Origin of the sequence: Sorangium sp. So ce381 (assembly GCF_051473845.1) — a bacterium.
GTDB classification, from domain to species: Bacteria; Myxococcota_A; Polyangia; order Polyangiales; family Polyangiaceae; genus Sorangium; species Sorangium atrum.
Genome location: NZ_CP150336.1, coordinates 221771 through 246014 on the forward strand (window position 1 = coordinate 221771; position 24244 = coordinate 246014).

19 protein-coding genes and 1 pseudogene are annotated in these 24244 nt (G+C 70.4%); 11 read left to right on the forward strand and 9 right to left on the reverse strand.

The window, feature by feature from the left end:
* Positions 1–39 precede the first annotated feature (39 nt).
* Entirely contained in the window at positions 40–951 is a 912-nt protein-coding gene (locus WMF29_RS00875; protein WP_437327022.1) for a LysR family transcriptional regulator, read from the reverse strand.
* Between the two features lie 680 nt (positions 952–1631).
* On the opposite strand from WMF29_RS00875, the gene WMF29_RS00880 reads away from it, so the two are divergent.
* From WMF29_RS00880 to WMF29_RS00890, 3 genes are all read left to right on the forward strand, one after another.
* Positions 1632–3194 carry a hypothetical protein gene (locus tag WMF29_RS00880; protein WP_437327023.1) on the forward strand — a complete coding sequence of 521 codons (1563 nt, stop codon included), beginning with the start codon at positions 1632–1634 and terminating at the stop codon, positions 3192–3194.
* 154 nt (positions 3195–3348) lie between these two features.
* Complete coding sequence (locus WMF29_RS00885; RefSeq protein WP_437327024.1) at positions 3349–5283, forward strand: ABC transporter ATP-binding protein; 1935 nt, start codon at positions 3349–3351, stop codon at positions 5281–5283.
* The gene (locus WMF29_RS00890; RefSeq protein ID WP_437327025.1) at positions 5280–7202 is read left to right on the forward strand and encodes an ABC transporter ATP-binding protein; all 1923 of its coding nucleotides are present in this window, start codon (positions 5280–5282) and stop codon (positions 7200–7202) included. The genes WMF29_RS00885 and WMF29_RS00890 overlap by 4 nt, the downstream gene beginning before the upstream one ends.
* On the opposite strand, the gene WMF29_RS00895 is transcribed toward WMF29_RS00890, so the two are convergent.
* Together WMF29_RS00895 and WMF29_RS00900 are read right to left on the reverse strand one after the other, a co-directional pair.
* On the reverse strand, positions 7188–7613 hold the full coding sequence (locus WMF29_RS00895; RefSeq protein ID WP_272097241.1) for an organic hydroperoxide resistance protein: 426 nt from the start codon (positions 7611–7613) through the stop codon (positions 7188–7190). The two genes, WMF29_RS00890 and WMF29_RS00895, sit on opposite strands and share 15 nt — an antisense overlap.
* A gap of 220 nt (positions 7614–7833) precedes the next feature.
* Positions 7834–8442, reverse strand: coding sequence for a VOC family protein (locus WMF29_RS00900; protein WP_437327026.1), 609 nt, complete (start codon positions 8440–8442; stop codon positions 7834–7836).
* 136 nt (positions 8443–8578) lie between these two features.
* Between WMF29_RS00900 and WMF29_RS00905 the strand changes: the two genes are divergently transcribed.
* Positions 8579–9232 carry a TetR/AcrR family transcriptional regulator gene (locus WMF29_RS00905; RefSeq protein WP_437331256.1) on the forward strand — a complete coding sequence of 218 codons (654 nt, stop codon included), beginning with the start codon at positions 8579–8581 and terminating at the stop codon, positions 9230–9232.
* A 96-nt stretch (positions 9233–9328) separates the two neighbouring features.
* Here the strand turns inward: WMF29_RS00905 and WMF29_RS00910 are convergent, their stop codons facing one another.
* From WMF29_RS00910 to WMF29_RS00930, 5 genes are all read right to left on the reverse strand, one after another.
* Positions 9329–10588: a PAS domain S-box protein gene (locus WMF29_RS00910; protein WP_437327027.1), complete on the reverse strand. Its 1260-nt coding sequence runs from the start codon at positions 10586–10588 to the stop codon at positions 9329–9331.
* A 233-nt stretch (positions 10589–10821) separates the two neighbouring features.
* A complete protein-coding gene (locus WMF29_RS00915; protein WP_437327028.1) occupies positions 10822–11577 on the reverse strand; it encodes a glutathione S-transferase N-terminal domain-containing protein in 756 nt (251 codons plus the stop codon).
* Positions 11578–11740: 163 nt separating this feature from the next.
* Entirely contained in the window at positions 11741–15025 is a 3285-nt protein-coding gene (locus WMF29_RS00920) for a P-loop ATPase, Sll1717 family (RefSeq protein WP_437327029.1), read from the reverse strand.
* Between the two features lie 52 nt (positions 15026–15077).
* Positions 15078–15407, reverse strand: a complete 330-nt coding sequence (locus tag WMF29_RS00925) for an AzlD domain-containing protein (RefSeq protein WP_437327030.1) — start codon at positions 15405–15407, stop codon at positions 15078–15080.
* Positions 15404–16147, reverse strand: coding sequence for an AzlC family ABC transporter permease (locus WMF29_RS00930; RefSeq protein ID WP_437327031.1), 744 nt, complete (start codon positions 16145–16147; stop codon positions 15404–15406). Before WMF29_RS00930 ends, WMF29_RS00925 begins: the two co-directional genes overlap by 4 nt.
* Positions 16148–16513: 366 nt before the next feature.
* Between WMF29_RS00930 and WMF29_RS00935 the strand changes: the two genes are divergently transcribed.
* Positions 16514–17422, forward strand: a complete 909-nt coding sequence (locus WMF29_RS00935; protein WP_437327032.1) for an MBL fold metallo-hydrolase — start codon at positions 16514–16516, stop codon at positions 17420–17422.
* A 30-nt stretch (positions 17423–17452) separates the two neighbouring features.
* Here WMF29_RS00935 and WMF29_RS00940 read toward each other — a convergent pair whose 3' ends face one another.
* On the reverse strand, positions 17453–19891 hold the full coding sequence (locus WMF29_RS00940; RefSeq protein ID WP_437327033.1) for a PAS domain-containing protein: 2439 nt from the start codon (positions 19889–19891) through the stop codon (positions 17453–17455).
* Positions 19892–20986: 1095 nt separating this feature from the next.
* Here WMF29_RS00940 and WMF29_RS00945 point away from each other — a divergent pair.
* From WMF29_RS00945 to WMF29_RS00970, 6 genes and pseudogenes are all read left to right on the forward strand, one after another.
* Positions 20987–21907, forward strand: coding sequence for a transposase (locus WMF29_RS00945; protein ID WP_437324994.1), 921 nt, complete (start codon positions 20987–20989; stop codon positions 21905–21907).
* A 613-nt stretch (positions 21908–22520) separates the two neighbouring features.
* Positions 22521–22766, forward strand: coding sequence for a hypothetical protein (locus WMF29_RS00950; RefSeq protein WP_437331257.1), 246 nt, complete (start codon positions 22521–22523; stop codon positions 22764–22766).
* 365 nt (positions 22767–23131) lie between these two features.
* Positions 23132–23188, forward strand: a pseudogene (locus WMF29_RS00955) (hypothetical protein); the annotation flags it as partial.
* A 52-nt stretch (positions 23189–23240) separates the two neighbouring features.
* Positions 23241–23489: a hypothetical protein gene (locus WMF29_RS00960; RefSeq protein WP_437327034.1), complete on the forward strand. Its 249-nt coding sequence runs from the start codon at positions 23241–23243 to the stop codon at positions 23487–23489.
* A complete protein-coding gene (locus WMF29_RS00965) occupies positions 23386–23649 on the forward strand; it encodes a hypothetical protein (RefSeq protein ID WP_437327035.1) in 264 nt (87 codons plus the stop codon). The genes WMF29_RS00960 and WMF29_RS00965 overlap by 104 nt, the downstream gene beginning before the upstream one ends.
* Positions 23646–24128, forward strand: coding sequence for a hypothetical protein (locus tag WMF29_RS00970; RefSeq protein WP_437327036.1), 483 nt, complete (start codon positions 23646–23648; stop codon positions 24126–24128). The genes WMF29_RS00965 and WMF29_RS00970 overlap by 4 nt, the downstream gene beginning before the upstream one ends.
* The last annotated feature ends 116 nt before the right edge of the window (positions 24129–24244 follow it).

Sequence of the window (24244 nt, forward strand, 5' to 3'; positions counted from 1 at the left end):
CCGCTCCCGCGAGACCTGGCCGCCGCGCGGGAGAGCGCGTCAGCTGTCGCGGGCGATCTCCGCGAAGACGCCGCGCAGCCAGATGTGCGCCGGGTCCTTCGCGTGCCGCTCGTGCCACACCTGATCCACGGAGAACCCGCCGAGCTCCACGGGCGGCTTCATGACGTGCAGCTCCTCCATCTCCGCGAACACGCGCGCGATGCGCGCCGGCACGGTCAGCACGAGGTCGGTCTGGGCCACGATGTGGGCCGCCACCAGGAAGTGCGGGATCTGCAGCGCCACGCGGCGCGAGAGCCCTCGTTCGGCGAGGACCTCGTCGACCCGGCCTCCGCCCTCGCCGCGCGGGCTGATGAGCGCGTGTGGCAAGCTCGTGTACGTCTTGAGCGTGAGCTTGCCCCGCACCGCGGGGTGGCTCCTCCGCACGACGCACATGTAGCGCTCCTCGATGAGCCTTTGCCGGTAAAACCCCGCGGGCAAGGTGGGGAGCAGGCCGATCGCGAGATCGACCTTGCCGGTCTCCATGGAGCTCCACATCTCGCTGTCGTAGGGGCGCGCGACGAGGTCGATGAAGGGCGCCTCGGAGACGAGCTTCTGCACGAGCCGCGGCAGCAGGATGAGCTCCACGTAATCGACCGTGGCGACGGTGAACGAGCGGCGCGCCGTCGCGGGCTCGAAGCGAGGGCTGCGCGCGACCGTCGCCTCGATCTTGGCGAGGGCCTCGCGGATGGGGCCGATGAGCTCCTGCGCGCGCGGCGTCGGGATCATCCCCCGCGGCGTGCGCACCAGGACGGGATCGTCGATCAACACGCGGAGGCGCCCGAGGGCGTGGCTCATCGCCGACTGGCTCAGCCCGACGCGCGCCGCCGCGCGCGTGACGCTCCCCTCCGCCAGCAGGGCGTCGAGGACGACGAGCAGGTTCAGGTCGATGGAAGCGAGATGCACGGGATGCATAGGGCCCATGCTACTAATGAGTTGGAAGCGCGCCATCGGCCGACCTAAACGTTGGCCATTGAACCGGCACGGTCACTGATCTCACCGAGAGAGGTGAGGGGATGCCGCCGGTCTTCGCACCCATGTCCGCTTCGATCTCCCGAGCACGCCCGCGGAGCCGGGCACACGGCTCCTCCTCGCGCCCGCTCCGCCCGCCGTCATGGCGATACCCGGCGATGCCGCAGGCCGATCCGCCGGGGAATGTCGTCTCGTGATCCTGCTTGTAAAGGTTCGTTAAGAAGTCAGATTTGTGCTGCGAACGTTTGTGAACGTTGCCATGTCTGGTCCGGTCCGCTAAGTAATCGCCGCCTGAGATCGCCTGTGGCGCGATCCCCGTAGGGGGTCGTATCGAGGCGGAGCGGCCCGAGCGCGCTTGTCGCATGGAGCGCGCGAGGACCGGGCCTCGAGCCTCCGGCGTGCCTCCAACGCCGCGCGGATGGCCTGGATCGGCCATCTCGCCCGCAGCGCCGGCGCCTCGTCGGCCGCCTGCCGTCGGCGTATCGCCAGGTCGGTTTCACCTGTGTTTCCACGGCGCTGCCGCCGGACGGCGCGCCGCATCCATGAACGCCGTGGTTCGGAATCGGTGTCGAACAACAGTAATAGGAAGAGAGAGCGTCATGCCAAGTCCGAGATTGAGTTCCTTGATCCTCGCTCCCATCGTCTCTGTCTCGCTCCTCGCCTCGTGCGCGCCCTCCGCGCCGGAGTCCGCGCCGGAGGGCGAGGGCGAGGTGGAGACCGTCGGCGCCGCGTCGAGCGCGCTCACGGCTCAGCAGCGGCTCGCGGCTTGCGACCAGGATCCTCGCGTGATCGCCGGGCTCGTCACGAGGGAGATCTGCGCGGGCGCCGATATCTTCTTTCGCGAGACCTTCGAGGGCAACGGCCGCTCTTGCGGGACGTGCCATCCTGTCGGAAACAACTTCACGATTGACATCCCCTTCATCGACGCTCTGCTCGAGGAGAACCCCCTCGACCCGCTGTTCGTCTTCGAGCAGGACCCGGAGCTGACCGATCTCGAGACGCCCGAGCTGAAGACGCTCGGCCTGATCCGCGAGAACATCGACGGCTTCGACGATCTCGACAACAAGTTCTCGATGCGCGCGGTCCCCCACACGCTCTCGCTGGCGACGAGCATCACGCCGGATCCGGTGGACGGGATAGCGAGCCCGCCGGTCCATCGCACGGGCTGGTCGGGCGACGGCGCCCCGGGCACCGGCTCGCTGCGCGAGTTCCTCACCGGGGCGATCACGCAGCACTACCCGACGGATCTCGGCCGCGTGCCGGGGGTGGCCTTCCGGCTCCCGACGGCGCAGGAGCTCGATCTGACGCTCGCCTTCCAGATGAGCCTGGGCCGGACGAACGAGCTCAACCTCACGCAGGTGAACCTCGCCGATCCCGAGGCGAACGAGGGGCGGCAGGCGTTCCTCGACCCGGCGCGGGGCCGCTGCAACGTGTGCCACGCGAACGCGGGCGCGAACCACCTGGACACGGGGCGCAACCGCAACCTGGACACGGGCACCCGGAAGGCCCCCGCGACCGGCACCATCGGCGCGTTCGACGGCGGCTTCGGCGGCAGCGGGCTGGCCTCGCCCAACATCGATGTCCTGGACATCGGCTTTCTCAACGGGTTCGGCGACGGCACGTTCAGCACCCCGCCCCTCATCGAGGCTGTGGACACGCCGCCGTTCTTCCACACGAACGCCTTCGGGAACCAGATCGAGGGCGCGGTGGCGTTCTACCTGTCGAACTTCTTCAAGGACTCGCCGGCCGGCCTGGAGCTCGAGGCGCGGTTCGGCAGCCCCATCCAGTTCCCCGACACCGACATCAACAAGATCGGGCGGTTCCTTCGTGTGCTGAACGCCGCGTTCAACCTCGACATCGCGAAGCAGCGCCTGAACGCCGCCCAGGTGCTCGTCCAGCAGTTCCACGACACGCGCGCCGACGTCCAGAGGCGCCTGATGGAGCTGGCCGAGGCCGAGATCGACGACGCGCTGGAGGTCCTCGACGCCGGCGGCACGCCGCTGCACCCCGTCTCCACGGATCGCCTCCAGCTGGCGAAGACCGAGATCGCGGCGGGCCTCTCGGCGGCGACCTGGTCGCAGCGCCAGGGCCGGATCTCGAACGCGATCTCGCGCGTCCAGAACGCGCGCGATCAGTTCGGATCGAACATCAACTTCCAGCTCGGCAAGGGCAACCTGATGTACTAGCGGAGCGCCAGGAGCCCTGTCAGGGCGCTGACCCAGCGGTCCAGGCGACACGCGGGCCGCGCCCCGGGGTTCGTGTCCCCGCCGCTGGCGAACGCCGCACAAATCGGTAGCTTACGGGCCCCGGCATGGCCGGTATGCCAGGTGCCCTGCGCTGATGTTGTCCGGTTCACGTCCTGATGTCGGTTCCCTCGCTTCGCCTGAAACAGGGCGCTCCCGCGAGGGCGGCTCTCTCCTGCTGCGGCTCCTCGGGCTGAGCTGGGCGTACCGGGGGCGCGTCCTCCGTGTCCTCGGCTACCAGATCGTCCTGCTCTCGCTGGGGCTCGCCGGGCTCGGCCTGACCGGGCTCGCCATCGACATCCTCCGCCATCGGCTCGATCCGTCGATCCACCTCCCCGAGCTGCCGGCCGGCCTCGGCACGCTGGTAGACGCCGAGCGTGAGCCCATGCGCGCGGTCCTCTCGATCGGCGCCGCCATCCTCGCCATGGCGGCCGCGCGCGCGGTGATCAACTACGGTTACGCGCTCTCGGTGGGCCACCTCGTCCACATGGAGATCGTCCCGGATCTCCGGGCGCGGGTGTACGACAAGCTCCAGCGGCTGAGCTTCCGGTTCTTCGACGCCAACAAGAGCGGCTCGCTCATCAACCGCGTCACCGGCGACGTGCAGCTCGTCCGCTCCTTCGTGGACGGGGTGCTGCTCCCGAGCGTCATCATGGTCCTGTCGCTCGGCGTGTACGTCGCGTACATGCTCCGCGCGCACGCCCTCCTCACGCTCGCGTGCCTCGCCCCGACGCCGCTCCTCTGGATCACGAGCACGCTCTTCGCCCGGTGGGCGCAGCCCGCCTACCTGCGCAACCGGGAGCTCGTGGACCGCATGGTCCTGAGCTTCACGGAGGGGCTGCAGGGCATCCAGGTCATCAAGGGGCTCGGGCGAGAGCGCGAGGCCCATCGCCGCTTCGACGAGCGCAGCCGCGAGGTGCGCGAGCAGCAGCAGGAGACCTTCCGGACGGTCAGCGTGCTCAGCCCGACCATCGATCTGCTCGGGCAGATCAACCTCGTCATCCTGCTCGGCATGGGCGGGCTGCTCGTCACGCGCGACCGGATGACGCTCGGGCAGCTCGTGGTGTTCGCCGGCATCCTGCAGCAGTTCTCGGGGCAGATCGCGAGCATGGCGACCATCGTCAACACCGCGCAGCAGAGCCTCATCGGGGCGAAGCGCGTCTTCGAGGTGCTCGACACCCCCGTCGAGATCACGAGCCCCGAGGCGCCGGCGCGCCCTGCCCGGGTGGAGGGGCGCCTCGTGTTCGAGCGCGTCACGTTCGGGTACGATCCCGAGCGGCCCGTCCTCCACGACGTCCACCTCGACGTCGCGCCGGGGCAGTTCGTCGCCGTGATCGGCCCGACCGGCGCGGGCAAGAGCACGCTGCTCAGCCTGATCCCGCGCTTCTACGATCCGACGTCGGGGCGCGTCCTCCTCGACGGCATCGACCTCCGGCGCCACGACCTCGACCACATCCGCCGGCGCATGGGGGTCGTCTTTCAGGACAACTTCCTCTTCAGCAACACGGTGGCGGCGAACATCGCGTTCGGCGCCCCGCACGCGACGCGCGAGCAGATCGAGCGCGCCGCGGTCATCGCCTGCGCCGACGAGTTCATCCGGGAGCTGCCCGAGGGCTACGACACCGAGCTCGGCGAGGCGGCGGCCAACCTCTCGGGCGGCCAGCGGCAGCGGCTGGCCATCGCGCGCGCCGTGCTGCTCGACCCGCCGCTGCTCCTGCTCGACGACCCGACCGCGGCGGTGGACGCGAGCACCGAGCGCGAGATCCTCGACGCGATCCTCAGCGCGACGCGGGGGCGGACGACGATCATGGCGACGCACAGGGCGCACCTGCTCCGCCGCGCGCACCAGGTGATCGTGCTCGACCGGGGCCGCATCGCCGAGCGGGGGACCCACGAGGAGCTGCTCCGGCGGCGCGGCCACTACGCGAGCGCCCTCGCGCTGCACGAGGCCCACGCCTCCGGGGCGCGGGCGGACGACACCCCCTCGCGCCGCGCCGCCGCGGGCGCGCGCCCTGCCGAGGACCCGGCGTGAGCCGCGGAGTCGACGCGCCGAGCCGCCCCGCGACGACGTCGGGAACGGCCCGCTCCGCGGCCGAGGCGGCGCCGATCGACGTGCGCCTCGGCCTCACGCGCGTGGCGCTCGACGACGAGCGGGACCAGCACCACCGCACGCTCGATCTCGGGCTCGTGCGGCGGGTGTTCGACTTCACCCGCCCGTACGCGCGCAAGCGGAACGCGCTCTTCGCCCTCGTGGTGGTGAGATCGATCCAGCTCCCGATCCTGACGTGGGCGGTCGGCGCCATCATCAGCGGCCCCGTGGCCCGGCGCGACGCGCGCGCGACGCTGCTCGCCGTCCTCGGCTTCGCGGCGCTCGTCCTCTTCACCGAGATCGTCTTCCACTACCGCGCGCGGCTCGCGCTCGAGCTCGGCGAGGCGGTGGTGTTCGACATGCGCGATCGGCTGGAGAGCCACCTCCTGCGCATGCCGATGCGCTTCTTCGTGAAGACGAAGGTGGGGCGCCTCATCGGCCGCATGACGTCCGACATCGACGCGATCCGGGTGGCGGTGCAGGACGTCGTGTTCGTGAGCACGGTGAACCTCGGCACCATGGCGGTCGCGATGGCGCTGATGGCCCACGCGCACTGGCAGCTCTTCCTCGTGGTGGTCGCGATGGTCCCCGTCTTCTGGGGGCTGATCGTCTATTTCCACAAGCGCCTCGGGGCAGCCCACCAGCGCGCGCAGGAGAGCTTCACCCGCGTGACCGCGACGCTCGCCGAGTCGGTCACGGGGGTGCGCGTGACGCAGGGCTTCGTGCGGCAGGACATCAACGGCGGGCTGTTCCGCGCGCTGATCTTCGACCACTCCCGCTACAACATGGATGCGGCGCGCCACTCGGCGGCGTTCCTTCCGCTCCTCGAGTTCAACGGGCAGCTGTTCCTGGCCGTCCTCGTGGTCGTCGGCGGCTATCAGGCCCTCCACGGCGCGATCGAGCTGCGCGTGCTCGTGGAGTTCTTCTTCCTAGCGAACCTCCTGTTCAACCCGATCCCCGTCCTGGGCAACCAGTACAACCAGGCCCTCACGGCGATGGCGGGGGCCGAACGGCTCTTCCGCGTGCTCGACACGGCGCCCGACTGGCCCGACGAGCGCGGCCTCCCGGCGCTGCCCCCGGTGCGCGGCCGGGTCGTGTTCGAGGGGGTCCACTTCGCCTACGATCCGGGCAAGCCGGTGCTCCACGGCGTCGATCTCGTCGCCGAGCCGGGGCAGATGATCGCGCTGGTCGGGCACACGGGCAGCGGCAAGACGTCGATCCTGAACCTGCTCGCGAAGCTCTACCTGCCGACGGCGGGGTCGATCACCGTCGACGGGCACGATCTCGCGGCGACCTCGTCCGCCTCGCTGCGGGCGCAGCTCGGGCTGGTGCTGCAGAGCAACTTCCTCTTCAGCGGGACGGTGCTCGACAACGTGCGCCTCGGGCACCCCGCCGCGACGGACGCCGAGATCCGCGACGCGGCGCGGGGCCTCGACGTGCTCGACATGCTCGACGCGCTGCCGGACGGCCTGCGCACCGAGGTCGGCGAGCGCGGGACGGCGCTGTCGCTCGGGCAGCGGCAGATCGTGTGCTTCCTGCGCGCCATGGTCGCCAATCCGCGCATCGTGCTGCTCGACGAGGCGACGAGCGCCGTGGACGCGCTCACCGAGGCCCGGCTGCAGGCGGCGCTCGGGAGGCTCTTGAGAGGGCGAACGAGCTTCGTGGTGGCCCACCGGCTGAGCACGATCCGGCACGCCGATCGCGTCGTCGTGCTCGACCACGGGCGGGTCGTCGAGCAGGGGACGCACGCCGAGCTGCTCGCGCGGGGAGGCGCGTTTGCGGCGCTCCACCGGGAGCTCATCCAGGAGGGGCCGGCCCCCGTGGAGGGGGCGCGCGGCGTCAGACGGTCAGGCGACCTCTAGACGGACGGGGACGTTGTTGCGGGTGGCATTCGAGTAGGGGCAGACCTGGTGCGCCTTCTCGACCAGCTGCTCGGCTTGCGACCGCTCCAGGCCCGGCAGCGCGATCCGCAGGCCGATGTCGAGGCCAAACCCGCCCTCGGAGCGCGGGCCGATGCCGACGCTCGCCGTCACGGTGGCCTCGGCCGGGATCCGGGCCTTCTCCTGCGCGGCCACGAACTTGAGGGCGCCCAGGAAGCAAGCCGCGTAACCCGCCGCGAACAGCTGCTCCGGGTTGTTCCCCTCGCCGCCGGCGCCGCCGAGCTCCTTCGGCGTCGAGAGCTTGACCTTGAGAGCACCGTCGGCAGTGGCAGCGTGGCCATCGCGGCCGCCATGGGCCGTGGCTTGCGTCGTGTACTTCACGTCAACAGGCATCGGAGCGTTCCTTTCGTGGCGATGGGCCCGGTCACGGGCAGATCGTTCCCGCCGGGCACGGCCCGACCGGACAGCGCCGTTCGGGTACGCTCCCATAGTGCCCGCTTTCCTCCCGGGCAACCGCGGGAGGAGACGCTACCCGGAAATCACGCCAGGCATCGACCGCGCGGCGTCATCCGCTTGTGATCGGCTTGCAGTCCGCTTGCAGTCCGCTGGCGGCTCACGGACCAGCCCAGGTGTAGTCCAGCGCGGAGAGGTCGGGCGCCCCGACCGGTATCTCCCCGGTGAAGCCGAGCGTGACGAGCTCGAGGCGGTTGCCGAATGGATCGTTGAAATAGAGCGACGCCTGGCCCGGCGGTCCGAGCCGCGTGGGGCCGTACGTCGGCACCGAGGCCGCGTTCAAGCGCTCCTTCCACGCAAGCAGCTTCCCAGGCGCGACCCAGAGCGCGCAGTGCGGATGATCCGCCTTGCGGGGCGGCTGCCCGATCGGCGACTCGAAGAGGTCGAGCCGCGGCCCCCCAGCGAACACGACCGAGAGGTGGACCCCCCGCGCGATCTCGTCCGCAGGCCGCCCCATCCGCTCGAGGAACGGGGCGTCGACGCGCATCATCAGGCGCGCGCCGAGCAGCCCGACATAGAACCGCTCCGCCACCCGGAGATCCGAGCACGGCACGGTGAGGTGATCGACAGCGCGCAGCTTGCCGCCCCACGGCGGAAGCAGGCGATACGCAAGGTGTGACCAGGCGAAGAACAGACGCATCCCCACGCCTATCGCCTTTCGCTGGACCCGGGCGGCGAGCGGCGCGGCGGTGAGCTCCAAGGACATCATGCATTTCCTCCATGCGATGTGAGTCAATCAATCAGTTGATTGACAATACGCGGCGGCGGCCGGACGGTCAAGGCGCGCGCCGCGGGCGCTTGCTGGGACCGGAGGAAATCTGTAGCTTTGCGCGGGCTTGGCGAAGATGAGAAGCGCCGCCGCGGGCGGCAAGACCTCGTCCACGGAGCTCGGTGCAGCGCGGCGGCGCGACCTGCTCGAGGCGGCGTATACGCTCATCGCCGAGAAGGGCCTCGAGGGGCTGCGGACGCGCGACATCGCGGCGCGCGCAGGGGTCAACATCTCGACGCTGCACTACTATTTCGGGACGAAGGACGAGCTCCTCGCGGCCATCGTCACGCACGTGACGGACAAGTTCGTGGAGGCGCAGCGCCGCCCGGCAGGCCAGGGCGCCGCGAGCCCGGCGGACGCGCGCGCGATCCTGAGAGCGCACCTCGAGAGCGCATGGCGCACCTTCCAGGACAATCCGCACCTCGCGGCCGTGCTGCAAGAGCTCTCCGTGCGCGCGCAGCGCGATCCGGCGGCGCAGGCGGCGCTCCGCGCCGTCCACAAGGAGTGGAACCTCGCTGTCGAGCACCTCGTGCGGCAAGGCGTGCGCGGCGGACAGCTGCGCTCCGATCTGGATCCTCGCTCCGCGGCCCGCGTGGTCACGTCGTTCATCATCGGCGCCATGACCCAGCTCGGGATCGACTCCGAAGCGTTCGACTTTCACCTCGTCTCGGACGAGCTCGATCGATGGCTCGCGCCTGCGGACGGGAAGCGGGCGCGCAGCCGCGGGTGAGCGGCTCGACAGCCGTCGAGCGACGCAGAGGCGCTCCCCGCCACGTCACGTCAGCTCATCAGCTCAAGCGCGCGTCGATGCGCGCGCCCGGTCGGCTCACCGCGGGCCCTTGGCGCCGCAGTGGGAGAGCGCGTAACGCAAGGCGCTCTGGAGCACGCCGAAGGTCTTGAACCCGCCATCCGCCGCGCCGAGCTCCGTCATCGTCCGCGCGATCTCGGGCGAGATCCCGGAGACGAGGCAGCTGCTGCCGAGGAGGTTCGCCGCGCGCACCACGGCGAGGAGGTGAGCCACGGTCGCGGCGTCCACCGCGCTCACGCCGGTCAGGTCGAGGATGGCGAAGCGCGCGCTCGTCCGCACGATCTCGGTGAGCAGCCGCTCCATGATGTCGTTCGCCCGCCCGGTCTCCACGGTCCCGATGATCGGCAGCACGAGGACCCCCTCCCACGCCTGGATGATGGGCGTGGACATGGCGCGCATCGTCTCCTGCTGCTGCCGCATCAGCGCCTCGGCGCGCTCGCGCTCGGCGTTCTCCGCCGCGAGCAGGCGGTTCTTCTCCTCGAGCTCCTCCGCGTGGATGGCCCGGCGCTGGAGCGCCTCCCTGAGCTCGGCCTCCAGCTGCTTGAAGGGCGTGATGTCCCTGATCGTGATCGCGACACCGTCGCTCAGCTGGATGACCTGATGCTGGAACCACCGATCCTTGTGCGCTGGACTGTCGCTCAGCTCCTCCTCGAGGAGCCGCTCGCCGGTCCGAGCGACGCGCGCGTACTTGTCCAGCTGCTGGCGCGCGGCGGGCGAGAGCTCGCTGAGCCGCTTGCCGACGATCTCCTCGCGGGGCATCGACATCCCCGCGAGGGCCCTCTGGTTGGCGTCGGTGATCACGAAATCCACGAGTGTCCCGGCCTCGTCGAAAGCGCTCCGGAGCACGAAGAAGGCGTCCAGGCTCCCTTCGACCGCCGCCCGGAACCGGGACTCGGCCTCGATCAGCGACTCCTCCGCGCGCTTGCGATCCGTGATGTCACGAGCGACGAAATAGACGAGCTCCTCCTCCGGGTGAACCGACGAGTTCCACTCGATCCATCGGTAAGAGCCGTCGCGACACCGGTAGCGGTTCGTGAACGTCACGCTGCCGCTGCCGCCGAACACCTGCGCCGACTCGGCCAGCGTGCGCTCTCGATCGTCGGGGTGCACGAAGTCGATGAACGGCGTCGACAAGAGCTCTTCGCGCGAGAACCCGAGCGTGCGCTCCCACGCCTGGCCAACCCGCTTGAAATGCCCGTCAAAACCGGCAGTGCCGATCAGATCCACGGACATCTCGAAAAAGCGGCCCAGCTCGTCCGTTTGCCACGCTTGTTTCATGGTAAATTCCACCGCTATCAGATCCGGCGTCCACGATCGAGCCTCTGGCGCGACGCGAGGCCCAGCGCTGCGGACGAGCCTGCCAACGGTCGGAGGGAGCGCGCTGGGCGACCGCGCTCCCGGTCAGCCTCACTCGACGCTGAAGGAGAGAGCCCCTTGATGAAGCACATTGCCATGCTGGTTTCCCCGGGCTTCACGGCGCTCGAGATACCGCGCTCGCCCGACGCGGCCGGTCAGCTCGTGCGGAAGGCGCGGTAGAGCTGGTCGCGCCACGCGATCAGGTCGTCGTAGCGATCGCGCAGGTCGGGGTCGGAGAAGCACCGGCGGCTGGCGGCGCCGAGCTTCAGCTGGGCGGGCGGCGCCACGTTCACGAGGACCTGGCTCATTGCGATATCGGCGAACGTGAAGCGCCCGAGGAGCGTCCGCGGCGCGTCTCCGGACGGCGCCGCGCGCGCGAGCGTCTCGCGGATCTCCTCCAGCACGGCGACCTGCGTTTGCCTGTGCGCCTCGCCGTCGGCTTTGTCGCCTTCGTACTTGCGGAGGGTGCGGGCGACCCCCAGCGCTCCTAGCCGCGAGGCGAGGGGGCGGAGCGCACGGCGGATCGGCCTCGGCGCCATCTCGGCGAGCGCCTCGTCGTCGGCCAGCATGCGCCTCAGCGCGCGGGCGCGCCCGGCGGCGAGGCCGCGCTCCGATAGATCGATGAGCCGCGCGATGTCGGCCTCGTGCTCGACGGGGAACAGGGTCGGTCCAGCGCCGCGTCCGTCCGCCCAGCGCGCGATGTCGGCCGAGTCCCCGAGCACGCGCCCGTCGTCGGTGGTGAGCACAGGCACCGAGACACGGCCTGTGAGCCGGCGGAGCTTCACCCGGAGCGCGGGCTCACCGACGAGCGGCTGGTAGTGCCGGAAGGTGTAGGGGACGCGCCGGACGTCGAGGGCCCAGCGGGCCTTCTCGGTCCACGGCGAGAAAACGAGGCCAAGTAGCTCGGTCATGTCGCCGGCAGACTACCACACTGGCGCGCGCCTCCGGCCGAGCGCTTGCGGGCGGAGGACGCGGCGCGCCGGTGGGCCCTTCGGCTCACCGCGAGCGATCTCACGGGCAGGCGTCGACCTCGCCGAGCGCGCCGGTGGGCCCTTCGGCTCACCGCGAGCGATCTCACGGGCAGGCGTCGACCTCGCCGACCTCGTCGATCTCGACCCAGATCGACTCGGGATCGTCGAACCCCTTGAGCCGGAACGTGCCCGCTCGGCGGAAGTCCGCGCGCGACGGGTCGGGGAGCGCGGCGGCCGCGGAGCGCGAGAGCGTCACGCGGCCGGGGCGAGGCAGGCCGATCCCGGAGCTCGGCTCGTCCGTGCGATCTTCCTCTGTGACCGCCTCGATCCGGAAGAGCCGGTGGACCTCCCTGCCGATGACGTCGTGATCGCTCATCCGCACCCAGCCCCAGTGGACGACGAGGCGCAGCTGGGCAGGGTCGTCGATGGTGCGACGGAGCATGCGGGCCGCGTCGACGGCGCGGGCCACCGTGGGATAGACCGCGAGGTACCCATCGCCGGTCCCCTTCAGCAGGCGCGGATTCGTCGCCCCTCGGAGGGAGCCGCGGAGCCGGTGAAGGTGGTCGACGAAGCCGGTGTCGCCGATGCTGCGGATCATGTGGGTCGACCGGACGATGTCGATGAGCAGCATCGCCACCTCCACCCGGTCGGTCGGCTCCGTTTCCTCCCGCCGCTCGTCGGGGAAGAGCTCGAGGAGCGTGAGGTGGAGATCGTCCCAGTGGATTCGCTCGAGGTGCGCGCTGAGGCGGGCGAAGGTGGGAGAGGCGGCGATCGCCCGCCGCGCGGCCTCAGGGCCCTCGCCGTCGGCGACCTCTGTCGAGAGGCGGTCGAGGAGGGAGAACACCGCCCCGGCGATCTCCTCGTCGGCGTCCGGGCGCCGGAAGAGCTCGCGCTGGACGTCGACCACGAGGTCCCAGTGGCGCGGCCAGGGCTCCTCGTGGCCGATGACCACGTGGCGGATCGCGTGGAACGGGCCGCCGCCGGGGAGCGGCTCGATCAACGCGCGGAGGGACGGGTGGAGCAGGTAATACCGCGAGCGCGGCAGCGCGTGGCGCGAGCCGACCACGGCCTCGTGCGGCTGTCGAAAGTGCTGGAGCTGGCGCTCGGTCCCCGGATCGGCGCCGAGCACCCCGAGGAGGCCGCACTCGAAGAGCTCGCGGAAGGGGTGGTAGACGTCGTCGGCGTCCCGGCCGTGGGCGTCGTAGTACGCGCGATCGACCTCATGAAACTTGCACCAGACCTCGATCACCTCGTCGTGGGTGAGGACGTCGCAGGGGAGGAGGCCGAGGAAGCGAGCCCGCTTGTCGCGGTCACAGAGCACCTCGAGGAAGACCCGCATCTCGTCGAAGATGTTGGCCACGAGCAGACCGGCGCTGGTGCGCTGCACGATCTGCGTGAAGGTCCGCTCGTCGAGGGCCTTTCGGTTGCGTGAGATCTCCGAGGCGAGGATCACGAGGTCGCGCGGCCGCCCGAGGGTGTGGCGGTGGAGGAAGTCGAAGGTCGACTCGCCGCGGGCCGAGCGGCCCGCGCTCACCACGTCGAGGTGGATGAACTCGCGGAGCGGCAGCCGCTCGTAATAGTACGTGAGCTTCTCGAGCAGCTCGAAGAGCTCGTGCTTGGCGTAGCGGAGCGTCGACGTCGCCCCGTAGAGGTTGTTCTTGATGTCGGACTCGTAGGTGGAGAACGCCTCCTCGCGGATGGTGGCGAAGATCTTGACGTGCCTGTTGGCGTTCATCAGATCCCACGCGGCCTCGATCATCCCCGCTTGCATGTGGATCCACGCGGCTCGCGGGAGCCGCCGGAGCGCCTGATCGAGCTTGTCGATGAAGATGTAGACGCCGCTGTGGAGCGAGCGGAGCCGCCGCTCGAGCGGGCGCTCCATCGCGTCGACCACCTGGTTGATCTGGCGAACGGTCAGCGAGAGCAGCTCCTTCAGCACCATCGTCGGCTCGATCGGCCGGCCCTCCAGGAGCCCGCGCAGGCTCCGGGGGAGCGGCGCCAGATCCGCGGGATCGGCGGCGCCGGCGGCCGCGGACTGGTAGGAGACGATCGACATGCGGAAGCTGAAGCTCCAGAGCCGCTTGCACTCGTGGAGACCCGACATGAGGTCGGTCCGGGTCTGATCGACGCTGGGCAGATCGCCCATCAGATCGAGGTACGGCCGCCCCTCCGGGATGAACTGCACGGCGGCGTGGCGCCGCTCGCGGCCGGTCGCCGCCAGGTAGATCTCGCTGAAGACCGAGCGCTTGTACGTGAGGAGGAGGGTCTTGCCGAGCCCCTTGCTCCCCGAGACAAAGTGCTTGTTGGCGCTGTCGAGGAACTCGCGGACCACGGCGTTCTTGAAGGTCAGGTCCTTGAGGGCGCCGATGTCGATCTGGTTGGCGTCCGAGGCCCAGCTCTGGTTGACGGGGGGCTCGGGCGGCCCGCCGGAGGGCCGGGTCGGGGGCGGCTCCGGCGGGCGCCCGGCGAGCGCCCGGAGCGCCTCGAGGAGCTCGCGGGCGGAGGTGAACCGGCGGTCGAGGTCGCGGTGGGTCGCGCGGGCGAACCAGGCGTCAAAGCCGCTCGGGACGTCCGCGAGCCGCGACGGCGGGACCGGGACATCGAAGCAGATCTTGTGGACGAGCTCGAAGAGCGACTCGCCGCGGAAGGGCCGTTGCCCGGTCATGCACTCGTAGGCGATCACGCCGATCGACCACAGGTCCGCGCGGAGGTCGACCCCACGGGCGTCGGCGATCTGCTCCGGGCTCATGTAGCTCACCGTGCCCAGGGTGGCGCCGGCGTCCGTCTGCGGGGATCCTTGGGGGTCGAGCCCGAGGTCACCCAGCTTGACGATCCCGAAGTCGAGGACCTTGCAGAGCGGGCCATCGTCGTCCTCGACGAGGAAGACGTTGGCCGGCTTGATGTCGCGATGGATGATCTCCATGCGGTGGGCCTTGGCGATCGCGCTGCAGACATCGCCGAGGATCGCCGTCGTCTCTTCATAGGAGAGCGGCCCGCGGGCGATCCGCTGGGCCAGGTCCTCGCCGCGAAGGAGCTCCATGGCGATGTAGGGCACCTGCGTGGCTGCATCGACGTTGAAGTCGAGGAGCTGCACGACGTTCTTGCTCCGCAGCCTGGCGGCTGTCTGCGCCTCGCGGAAGAAGCGGGCGCGCGCCCTCTCCGTGCCGACGATCGCCGGATCCATCAGCTTGAGCGCGACCGGCTCGCCGAGGCGAAGATCGGTTGCCCGGTAGACCCGACCCATGCCTCCCTTCTTCAGGAGCTCGTCGATCCGAAAGTGCTGGCCGACGACATCCCCCGGGCCAACGCCCCTGGCCGCGGTCGAGTCGCTCCCGCGAGCGGATGACTTCGTGGCCTGGTGCGGACGGCGGGCACTCTCATCCGACATGTCGCCCAGCGTACCAGCCTTGGCGCCTCAGGAGAACCTGCGCGCCCGCGCACTACCAGCCCAGCCCGATGCGCAGCGGCAAGAACACAGCCATCCCGATCACGATGGTTCCGAGGATGCCGCGGCGGGAGAAGTAGTAGGCGCTGGCCGCGATGGTCGCGGGCAGCCGCGCGTCCTGGAAGGTCGCGATGAGGTGTCCCTGGGTCATCACCACCTCGGGCACGATCACGGCCGCCAGGGCTGCCAGCGGCGCGTAGCGCAGCCCGCGCCTGAGCCAACCTGGCATCGGCAGATCCCGGTCGGGGTACAGGAAGAAGGCGCGGGTGAACGCGGTGATCAGCGAGAGGCCGACGATGGCCACGAGGGTCTCCCAGGCGCTCATCGTCCGGCCTCTTCGCTCACGTTGCGCGCGCGTCGTTGCGCCTCCTCGGCCGCCTCGAGGCCCAGGCCCACCGCGACCGCGGCGGCGATCGCGACGAGGATGTTGAGCTTCAGCGGCAGCGCGTAGGCGGCCACCGCGGCGCTGGCGGCGGTGCCGGCGGCCAGCCAGGTGGCCCTGTCCTGGAGCAGCGAGCAGGTGATGCCCAGCAGCGCGAGCACGCCGGCGAAGCCCAGGCCCCATTCGACCGGGATCACGTTGGCCAGCGCGATGCCGCTCAGCGATGCGCCTTGCCATGCAGACCAGTTCATCGCAACGCCGCCCCAGAAGTAGGGCTCCTGCTCGGGCGCCGGCTCGAGCGCGGGGAAGCGCTCCCTGAAGATCACGTAGTTCAGGTCGCCGCTGAAATAGCCGCACAGGCACCGTCGCCACCTGGGGAGCCGCGCGAAGTAGGGCCGCCACATCGCGCTGAAGATCACGAAGCGCAGGTTCACGCAGGCGGCGGTGGCCCAGACGACCCAGAGCGGCGCGCCGGACGCGAGCAGCGGCATCGTGGCGAGCTGCGCGCTGCCGGCGAAGACCACGAGCGACATGAGCGCCGCGAGCGGCGCCGTGAGCCCGCTCTTGACCATCGCGACGCCGGTCACAAGGCCCCAGGCGGCGATGCCGGGCGACACGTGCAGCATGTCGCGCGCGCCGCGGCGGAACTCGGGGTGGCGCGCGGTGGCGCGGGCGAAGGACATGGGGCGCTCGGGGTCAGGAAGTGTCCAGGCGGGGTACGAAAGTCAAGGCCGCCCATCCAGGGCGCCTCCCGTTCAGGGCGGCCTGAACCGGGGTGCTCCCGCGCCGCGCCCCGGAGCAGGGATCTCGTGGCGTGGGCCTGGGCGCGCGGTGCGATCGACCTCCTCGAGGAGCTCGGCATACCCCGTGCAACCACTGTAACCACGGTGCCTCATGCGCTCCGGTGAGCCCAGGCTCTGGTCGTATGATCACCGGCGGGCGGGTCGCGATGAGCAGTTCGAGCGCACGCCGCGCCGTGGGCCCGCGTCGGCGCCGGCTCGTCGGGCGGTCGTCGCGGGAGCAGGGGAGCCGCGAAGGGGGATGCGTCCGTGCGAATCCATCATCTCAACTGCATCTCGACTTGCCCGGTCGGCGGCGCGCTGATGGACGGGCGGACCCTGGGGCTCCGCGGGAGGCTGACGTGCCATTGCTTGCTCCTCGAGACGGACAGCGGCCTGGTCCTCGTGGACACCGGGCTTGGGCTGCTGGACGTCTCGATGGCGAGGAAGCGGCTCAGCCGGTTCTTCCTCTTCCTCCTGCGACCGGAGTTTCGCGCCGAGATGACCGCGCGCCGGCAGATCGAGCGCCTGGGCCTTCGACCCGAGGAGGTCCGCCATATCGTGCTCACCCACCTCGATTTCGACCACGCCGGAGGCCTCGACGACTTTCCCGGAGCGCACGTCCATCTGCTCGCCGACGAGCGTGACGCCGCGGTCGCTCGGCGGACGCTCCTCGACCGGATGCGCTACCGGCCGGCTCAGTGGTCGACGCAGCCGAACTGGATTGCGTACCCCTCGGGCGGCGGCGAGCGCTGGTTTGGCTTCGAGGGCGCGCGGCCGGTGGGTGGTTTGAAGGACGAGGTGCTCTTCGTCCCGCTCATCGGTCACACGCTGGGCCACGCTGGCGTGGCCGTCCGGAGCGACGGCGGCTGGCTGCTCCTCGCCGGCGACGCCTACTTCTATCACCGAGAGATGGACCCGGTTCGGCCGGCGTGCACGCCGGGTCTGCGTCTCTATCAGTTCATGATGGAGAAGGACCGCGGCGCGCGGCTCGAGAACCAGCGACGGCTGCGCGCGCTGCGCGAGGAGCGCGGCCACGAGGTAAGGCTCGTGTGCTCTCATGACGTCGTGGAGTTCGAGCGCATCACCGGACGAAGCCATGCTGTGCCGGCCGGAGCGGGGAGGGGCGTGCCCGAGCCACCGCTGTGGATCCCCGCTTCCGTCGCGGGCGCGCGCTGACCGGGCACAGCAGGCCAGGGCGGCTCGTGATCACATCGCATCCCGGCGCGGCGCCGCCGCCACCGGAAGCGTGAAATGGAACGTCGTGTGACCCCCCTCGGGGCTCTCGACCCAGATCCTGCCGTCGTGGGCCTCGACGAGCCGCTTCGCGATGTACAGGCCGAGGCCGAGGCCGACCACGCGCTCCTCCTTCGCCTTTCCCCGGAAGAAGCGCTCGAACAGGAGCGGGAGATCCTCGGCCGGGATCCCACGGCCGCTGTTCCGGATGGAGATCTGCACCGCGTCGTCGCGCCGCTCCAGCGCCACCTGTATCGGGGTCTCTGGATCACCGTATTTCACGGCATTGGAGATGAGGTTGCTGAGCACCTGCTCGACGCGCCCGGCGTCCGCGCGCACGATCGGGATCTCGCCGCGGCTCTCGACGTCGACGGCGCGCCCCTCGGTCTCGCTCTCCATCCGCTCGACGACCGCCTCCACGAGGGCGCGCAGGTCGAGGGGAGCGCGCTCGATCGCGAGTCGACGCGACTCGATCTGGGAGATGTCCGTGAGATCGGAGACCATCCGCCCGAGCCGCTTGGCGCTCGCCAGGATGTGTCCCGCCCTCGTCTTCACGGCGGTCGCGACCTGGGGCTTCCGTTCGAGCTGGGTCGCATAGCCGATGATCGTCGTCACGGGCTGCTTCAGGTCGTGCGCGACGACCGACGTCCACTCTTCCTTGAGCCGCTCGAGCTCCTTGAGCCGGGTGATGTCGTCGAACACGACGACCGCGCCGAGCAGCTTGCCGTTCCCGTCGACGATGGGGCCAGCGCTCGCGAGCACCGCCAGCATGGTGCCGTCGGCGCGTCGGAGCGACAGCTCCCTCGAGCTCGTGACCTCGCCGCGCAGCGCGCCCGCCGACGGCTGCTCCTCGTCCGTGAGGGGCTGCCCATCGGGCAGGCACAGCCACCATGCGCCCGGCAGCCCGGGCGGCGAGTCTGTCCCGGCGAGCTCCTGGGCGCGGCGATTCCGGGCGATCTGCGCGCCGGCCCGGTCGAGGAGGAGGATGCCGACCGGCGAGCGCTCGATGACCGCGTGGAGCCAGCGCCGCTCGGCCGCGAGCTGTCCGAGGAGCTGCTCGCGCTCCTCGTCGGCGAGCTTCTCCGAGGTGACGTCGCGCGAGATGCCGATCCCGGCGATCGGGTTTCCGTGCTCGTCGCGCTGGATCGTGATGTGGGTCGAGACCCAGCGGGTCCGGCGGCTCCTGTCGATGATCCGGAAGGTGAGCCGGCCGCCGGACGCGGCCATGTGCTCGACGAACGCATGATAGCGCCCGACGTCCTCGGGATGGATCAGGGTGACGAACAGCTCAGGGTCCTCGTACCAGGCCTCGGGCGGATAGCCGGTGTGATCGAGGACGGCGGGGTTGATGTACTCGTAGCCCCCTTCCGGGCCGAGCCGTATATGGAAGATGACGTCGCTCGCGTGCTCCGCGATCATCCGCAGGCGCTCCTCGCTCAGCCGCAAGGCTCGATCGGCGCGCCGCTGCTCGGTGACGTCGAGCGCCGTGCCGATCATCCGCAGCGGAGAGCCGTCCTCGGCGCGGAGCACGTCCGCCTCGGTGTGGAGGAAGCGCTCTTCGCCGTTCGGGCGGACGATCCGGTAATCGACACAATAGGGCAGGGTGCCCTGGAGCGCGAGGTCGACGGAGCGCATCACACCCTCTCGGTCCTCCGGGTGGATGCGGTCGATGAACCGCTCGTAGGTGATCGCGCCGGCGTCGCGGGACACGCCCAGCATTCGATAACACTCGTCGGACCAGAGCAGCTCGTTGCTTGGAATGTGCCAGTCCCAGTTGCCCAGCTTCGCCAACCTCTGCGCGCGGGCGAGGCTGTCCTCGCTCAGCCGGAGCGCTGCCTCCGTCTGCCTGGCTTCCGCGATCGTCGCGTGGAGCTGCTCGCGCGAGCGCTCGAGCTCGTGGTTCTCCCGCTCGAGCTGCTCGATCCGTGCGCGCTGGGCGTGCAGCTCGGCGGCGGTGAGCGCCATCCCGAAGAGGCTCGATAAGGCGCCGGCGATCTCGAGCAGCTCGGCCTGCGGGAGGGCGGGCTCCGCCGCGGCGCAGAGGAGCACCGCGCGCAGGGTGCCGGCGAAGGCGATGGGGATCGCGAACGCGTGGGTACAGCCGCAGCGTCGGCGCAGATGGCCGGCGTCCAGGAGCGCGTCGGCGCTCTCGTCCTCGGGCGCGACCTGCACGATGCCCGTGCGGGCGGCGGCGCCGGCGAGGCTCGGGGCGTCGAGCGGCAGGCGCCGGAGGGGGTCCAGCGAGTCCGCGCTGCCGCCTGTGCAGGCGACGAGCCCGAGCGGGTGCGGCGCCTGCGCGACATCGTAGAGGCAGGCGATGTCGGCGTGGAGGACGCGCGCCGCCGCCGCCACGATCGCTTGCTGCGGACCGTCATCGCCGGCGCGCGAGAGGGCCATCGACGCGTCGGCCACGGCGCGTGCCAGCGTGTCGTCCGGCGCCGACGGATCCTCGCGGCGTCGTTCCCTGGACGGTCCACCCCGTTCGGCACCGCGCCCTCTGTCGTCGCTGTTCAATCCGCCCCTTGCGCCTTCTACCCGGATGCTGGTGAGCGCGAAGCGAGACTAACACGAGCCTCCGCGCCGCAACCTGGTTCACGCGGAGCCTTCGTCGTCGCGCCGCAACCTGGTTCGTCGCGCCGCAACCTGGTTCACGCGGCCGTCCACAGCCCGGGCCGGCGCAGGCCGGCGGCGGCTCTGCGGCGCCCGCGCCGGCCGAGGAGGACCCCGGCGAGGAAATACGCAACGGCCAGCGCGCTGGGAGGCGGCTACTGGGCGGCGTCGCTCCCTTGTGGCGAAGGTCAAGCGCTCCCGTACCTCTCGAAGTGCGTGGGCGATTTGTATACTGACGGCAACCTCCCATCGTCGCTGTAGGGGTCGAACGCCGCCGGGCGCACCCAGGCGTGCAGAGGTGGCATATCTCGCTTGCGCCGCACAAGTGCGCGGGCTCTGGCAGCGTGATGGCCAATCCCACCCGGACAGGGGAATTCCGGTGAACCATCGTGCCGACGGCGGCGCTTCCTCGCGGCGTGCGCAGAGGCGCACCTCATGATTCACGCCATGCAGGAAGCCCCCCGGCGTTTGCGCGGCGAGGTTCCAGGTGGCTTTCATCCTCCCCCCGTTCAGAAGCGTCTTCGCGGCCCGTCGATGCCATACGGCTGGGCGCCGTAGATGCGCAAGAGAAAATGTGAGTTACAGTGTGAGCGTTGCGGTTCCCAGGTTCGGACCCCACCCAGGTTGGCACGGCGGACCCGGTGGACCGAAGGTTGGCATCGGGTCCGACCCAGGTTGGCGGTGGGCCAGGTTCGCAGACCGGGTTGGCATCCCGACCACGACCAGGTTGGCGTCCCGACCTGGGTCGGACTAACTGCAACCCAGGTCAGGCTGGAGTAGGCGACGGCTCCAGCTCAGGTGGCGGACCGCCAGGCGGCCGCCACCCACGAAGCTTGGTCGAGCAGCGAAATGATTGACGAAAACCCGTGGCACAAAGCTTGTCATGGTGCACCTGTCATGAGCCAGCCCCGCGAGATCGCTGCCGGAGCCACGTACCTCATCACCCGTCGCGTCCTGCGCCGGCACCTGCTCTTCCGCCCGGATGCGGCCATCACCCGGCTCCTGGTCTACGTCCTCGCGGTGTCGACCCGCCGTTACGGCATCGAGGTCCATGCGCTCTGCGCCATGTCAACGCATCTGCACCTGGTCGTGACCGACTCGAGGGGCGTCCTGCCGCGGTTCTTGCAATTCTTCCATCGCATCGTCGCGCTTGGCACGAAGGTGCTACGCGGGTGGGAAGGCCCCGTGTGGGACCACGAGGCCACGAGCGTGGTGCGGCTGCTCACGCGCGCGGCGGTGGTGGAGAAGATTGCTTATGTCATGGCGAATCCCGTCGCCGCTGGCCTGGTGCAGCATGCTCGCGAGTGGCCGGGCGCCAAGGTAAATGTGGACGAGCTCGGTCGCGGCGTGCTGCGCGCGGCACGGCCTTCGGTGTATCTCGACCCGGAAAACCCCCAGTGGCCCGAGGAGGTGGCGGTCTCACTCGCGCTGCCGCCGGCCATTGAGCAGGAAAGCGCGGAAGGCTTTCGCCAGGACGTCTCTGCCGAGCTCGAGCGACAGGAAGCGCGGGCCCGCGCGGAGGTGCAGCGGCGAGGACTTCGCTTCTTGGGCGCCGAGAGAGCCAGCAGGGTGTCCCCTTACGAGCGCGTGACGAGCTTCGAGCCGCTGCGCGACGGCAATCCGACGTTTGCGGTTGGTCGCAATCAGGGGGACGCGTGGCGAATCGCAGGTGCCGCTGTGCGTGCGTTTCGAGCGTCGTACCGTGCGGCACTCGAGCGATGGCGTGCCGGCGTGCGCAGCGCTGTATTCCCCGCGGGGACGTGGTGGATGCGCACGTTTCACGGCGCCAGCGTGGCCGACTTCGTGCTCACGGTGTAGAGCCTTAGCAGCGGCGCGGCTGGGAGGCGGGCGGGACGGGCAAGGGCATCAGCGCCTTGTCGTGGGGCGCGTCCGGCTGGGGCCGGCGGGGTGGACGGCCGAAGCGGCGTGCGGCGGTATACCCTTTCGTACGGCTGCAGGCGGTGCCGAACGCGCAGGAAGCGGCGTCAGAGGCAGCGAGCTGTACGCTATGCTTGGCCGAGCGGGATGATTTTCTATCGGAAGGCGAACCCATGGGATAGTCATTCCGGGGCCGGTAGCCGCGGCCGCAACGCAACCTGGTCGCGATGCAACGTAGGTCAGTCGTTTGTTGACGCAACCCGGGTCGTTTGGGTAGGGTCGTTTGCCTGCTCAATCCGTGTCAGGTGCTGTTGGAACGGGCGTTTTTACCCGGTTGTCGTGCACCGGGTCGGATCGTCGGCTGGCGTGGCCGAGCCAGAGCGCGCGATAGAAGCCGCGGGAACACGGTAAGATGCACCCAGGCACGGGCGCGAGGCGAATGATGATCGGACGAAGATGTCTCATCTCCCGACGAGGGGCGGCCGCCTCGCTGCTCATCACGGCGCCCCTCGCCGGCGGCTGCTTGGACGACTACCACTTCACGCCGGTGCGCATGAGGGCGCTCGAACCCGCGGCGCAGGTCGTCGCCGGTACCTACCATACCTGCGCGATTCTCAGGAACGGTAATACTGCGTGCTGGGGCGACAACGACGCAGGCCAGCTTGGCGGTGTTTCCATCGGCTCGCTGAGTACCTCCCCAAGGTGGGTCTCGCTCGCCGCGGACCCCGTGCGTGTCACCGCTGGTCCGCGGCACACGTGCGCGCTGTTCGACCCGGGGGGTATGTGCTGGGGGGGATGACGTGGGCGGCTCCTCGCCGTCGTGCCGGCGGGCTGCGCAGGCACTTCCGGGGGCGTGGACGCCGTGGCTGGAGGGCGTTGCCCGGTGCCACCGCGCGGCGTGCCGGGTCCTGGAGGACGTGGTTGAGCTCGCGGCCGGCGGGCTCGTGGAGGCGGACGACCCGTCGCTCGGGTTCACGTGCGCCGTGCGCGCCGCCGACACCGTGGTCTGCTGGGGTGACAACCTGATCCACCTGCTCGGCTCCGATCCCGAGAGCACTGTGAGGAGCGAGTCCGCGTTCGTTCGTTCTCAACCTCGTTCGTTCGTTCTCAACCTGGGTGGGTTCCCGCTGGGCGGCGTGACGCGCGTCGCCGCCGGCGAGGCGCACGGCGTGCGCCCTCGACGCGCAGGGCGACGTGTGGTGCTGGGGAGACGGTGCCGCCGGAGCCGCCCGCAAGGAGGGGGTGCGCGGCGCGACCGACGTTGCAGCGGGCGGTGGGCGGCCGCCACAGCTGCGGCACGGGACAGGTGGCGTGCTGGGGGTGGAACCTCAACGGCCAGAGCGGCGGCGGGCCCATTTTCGACAGCGCCGACGAGGTCGTCGAGGTCGTCGGCGTCACCCTCGTCGAGAGCGTTGCCGGTGCGAGGGCCGTCGTCACCGGCAGGCGCCACAGCTGCGCGCTGCTCGACGACGGCAGCGTCGTCTGCTGGGGCTCCAACCAGAGCGGCCAGCTCGGCTCCTAGGAGACCAACCTGGTCTCCGCGCCGGTGCGGGCGGGGCTCGACATGCGCGCGGTCCCCCCTCGCCGCCGGGCGGGAGCGCACCTGCGCGCTGGACGAGGAGGGCGGGGTGTTCTGCTGGGGCAGCGACGGCCAAGGTCAGATCGGGACCGGGCGACAGTGACGCGCGCCGCGTGGCAGCTCGCGGCCGTGTCAGGGATGGCCGGCGCCCTCGCCCCGGGCGCTGCCCTCGCCGATCCGATGCGGCCTTTTCAGATGGATCTCGCCTTCGGTGCGCGCGCGGGCAGCGGAGTGCGGGTCCTCGAGGGCGGGCTGTTCCTCGGCTGGTGCGGGTCTACCGGCCCCGACAGCGCGTCGTGGGTCCCGTACCTCTCCGCGGGGCTCTCGGCGAGCGCCGGCTCGACCGACGTTGACGATCGTCGTGGCTTCGACGGCGAGATGCGCGTCGCGCGCTACGCGCTCGGTCCCGAGCTTCGCGTCGGCTTTGCTGGCGAGAGCGGCACGATGAACCACTACTTCTATCTGGCCGTCGCGCCGGTCTACTTCTTCGCCGGGACGTTGAGCGACAGGCTCCCCGAGGCCGGCGGCGCGTTCGGCGCGCGCGTGGTCCTCGGCCCGGCCTGCCCGTGCAGTGGCGCATAATTTTCGGGAGCCGGGACGACCGGCTGTGCGAAGGCAAGAACGAGTGCCTCCTCGTCGACGCCCTGCTCTTCCTTGTGCCCAACCACGTCGAGGTCGCCCTCGTGCCCAACCACGTC

Excerpts from the sequence above, each read along its gene's own strand:
- WMF29_RS00895 (WP_272097241.1), bottom strand. The coding sequence starts at position 7,613 with ATGCCTGTTGACGTGAAGTACACGACGCAAGCCACGGCCCATGGCGGC.
- WMF29_RS00875 (WP_437327022.1), bottom strand. The coding sequence starts at position 951 with ATGCATCCCGTGCATCTCGCTTCCATCGACCTGAACCTGCTCGTCGTC.
- WMF29_RS00950 (WP_437331257.1), top strand. The coding sequence starts at position 22,521 with ATGAGGGCGCTCGAACCCGCGGCGCAGGTCGTCGCCGGTACCTACCAT.
- WMF29_RS00945 (WP_437324994.1), top strand. The coding sequence starts at position 20,987 with ATGAGCCAGCCCCGCGAGATCGCTGCCGGAGCCACGTACCTCATCACC.
- WMF29_RS00915 (WP_437327028.1), bottom strand. The coding sequence starts at position 11,577 with ATGACCGAGCTACTTGGCCTCGTTTTCTCGCCGTGGACCGAGAAGGCC.
- WMF29_RS00910 (WP_437327027.1), bottom strand. The coding sequence starts at position 10,588 with ATGAAACAAGCGTGGCAAACGGACGAGCTGGGCCGCTTTTTCGAGATG.
- WMF29_RS00885 (WP_437327024.1), top strand. The coding sequence starts at position 3,349 with ATGTTGTCCGGTTCACGTCCTGATGTCGGTTCCCTCGCTTCGCCTGAA.
- WMF29_RS00900 (WP_437327026.1), bottom strand. The coding sequence starts at position 8,442 with ATGATGTCCTTGGAGCTCACCGCCGCGCCGCTCGCCGCCCGGGTCCAG.
- WMF29_RS00930 (WP_437327031.1), bottom strand. The coding sequence starts at position 16,147 with ATGTCCTTCGCCCGCGCCACCGCGCGCCACCCCGAGTTCCGCCGCGGC.
- WMF29_RS00905 (WP_437331256.1), top strand. The coding sequence starts at position 8,579 with ATGAGAAGCGCCGCCGCGGGCGGCAAGACCTCGTCCACGGAGCTCGGT.
- WMF29_RS00925 (WP_437327030.1), bottom strand. The coding sequence starts at position 15,407 with ATGAGCGCCTGGGAGACCCTCGTGGCCATCGTCGGCCTCTCGCTGATC.
- WMF29_RS00920 (WP_437327029.1), bottom strand. The coding sequence starts at position 15,025 with ATGTCGGATGAGAGTGCCCGCCGTCCGCACCAGGCCACGAAGTCATCC.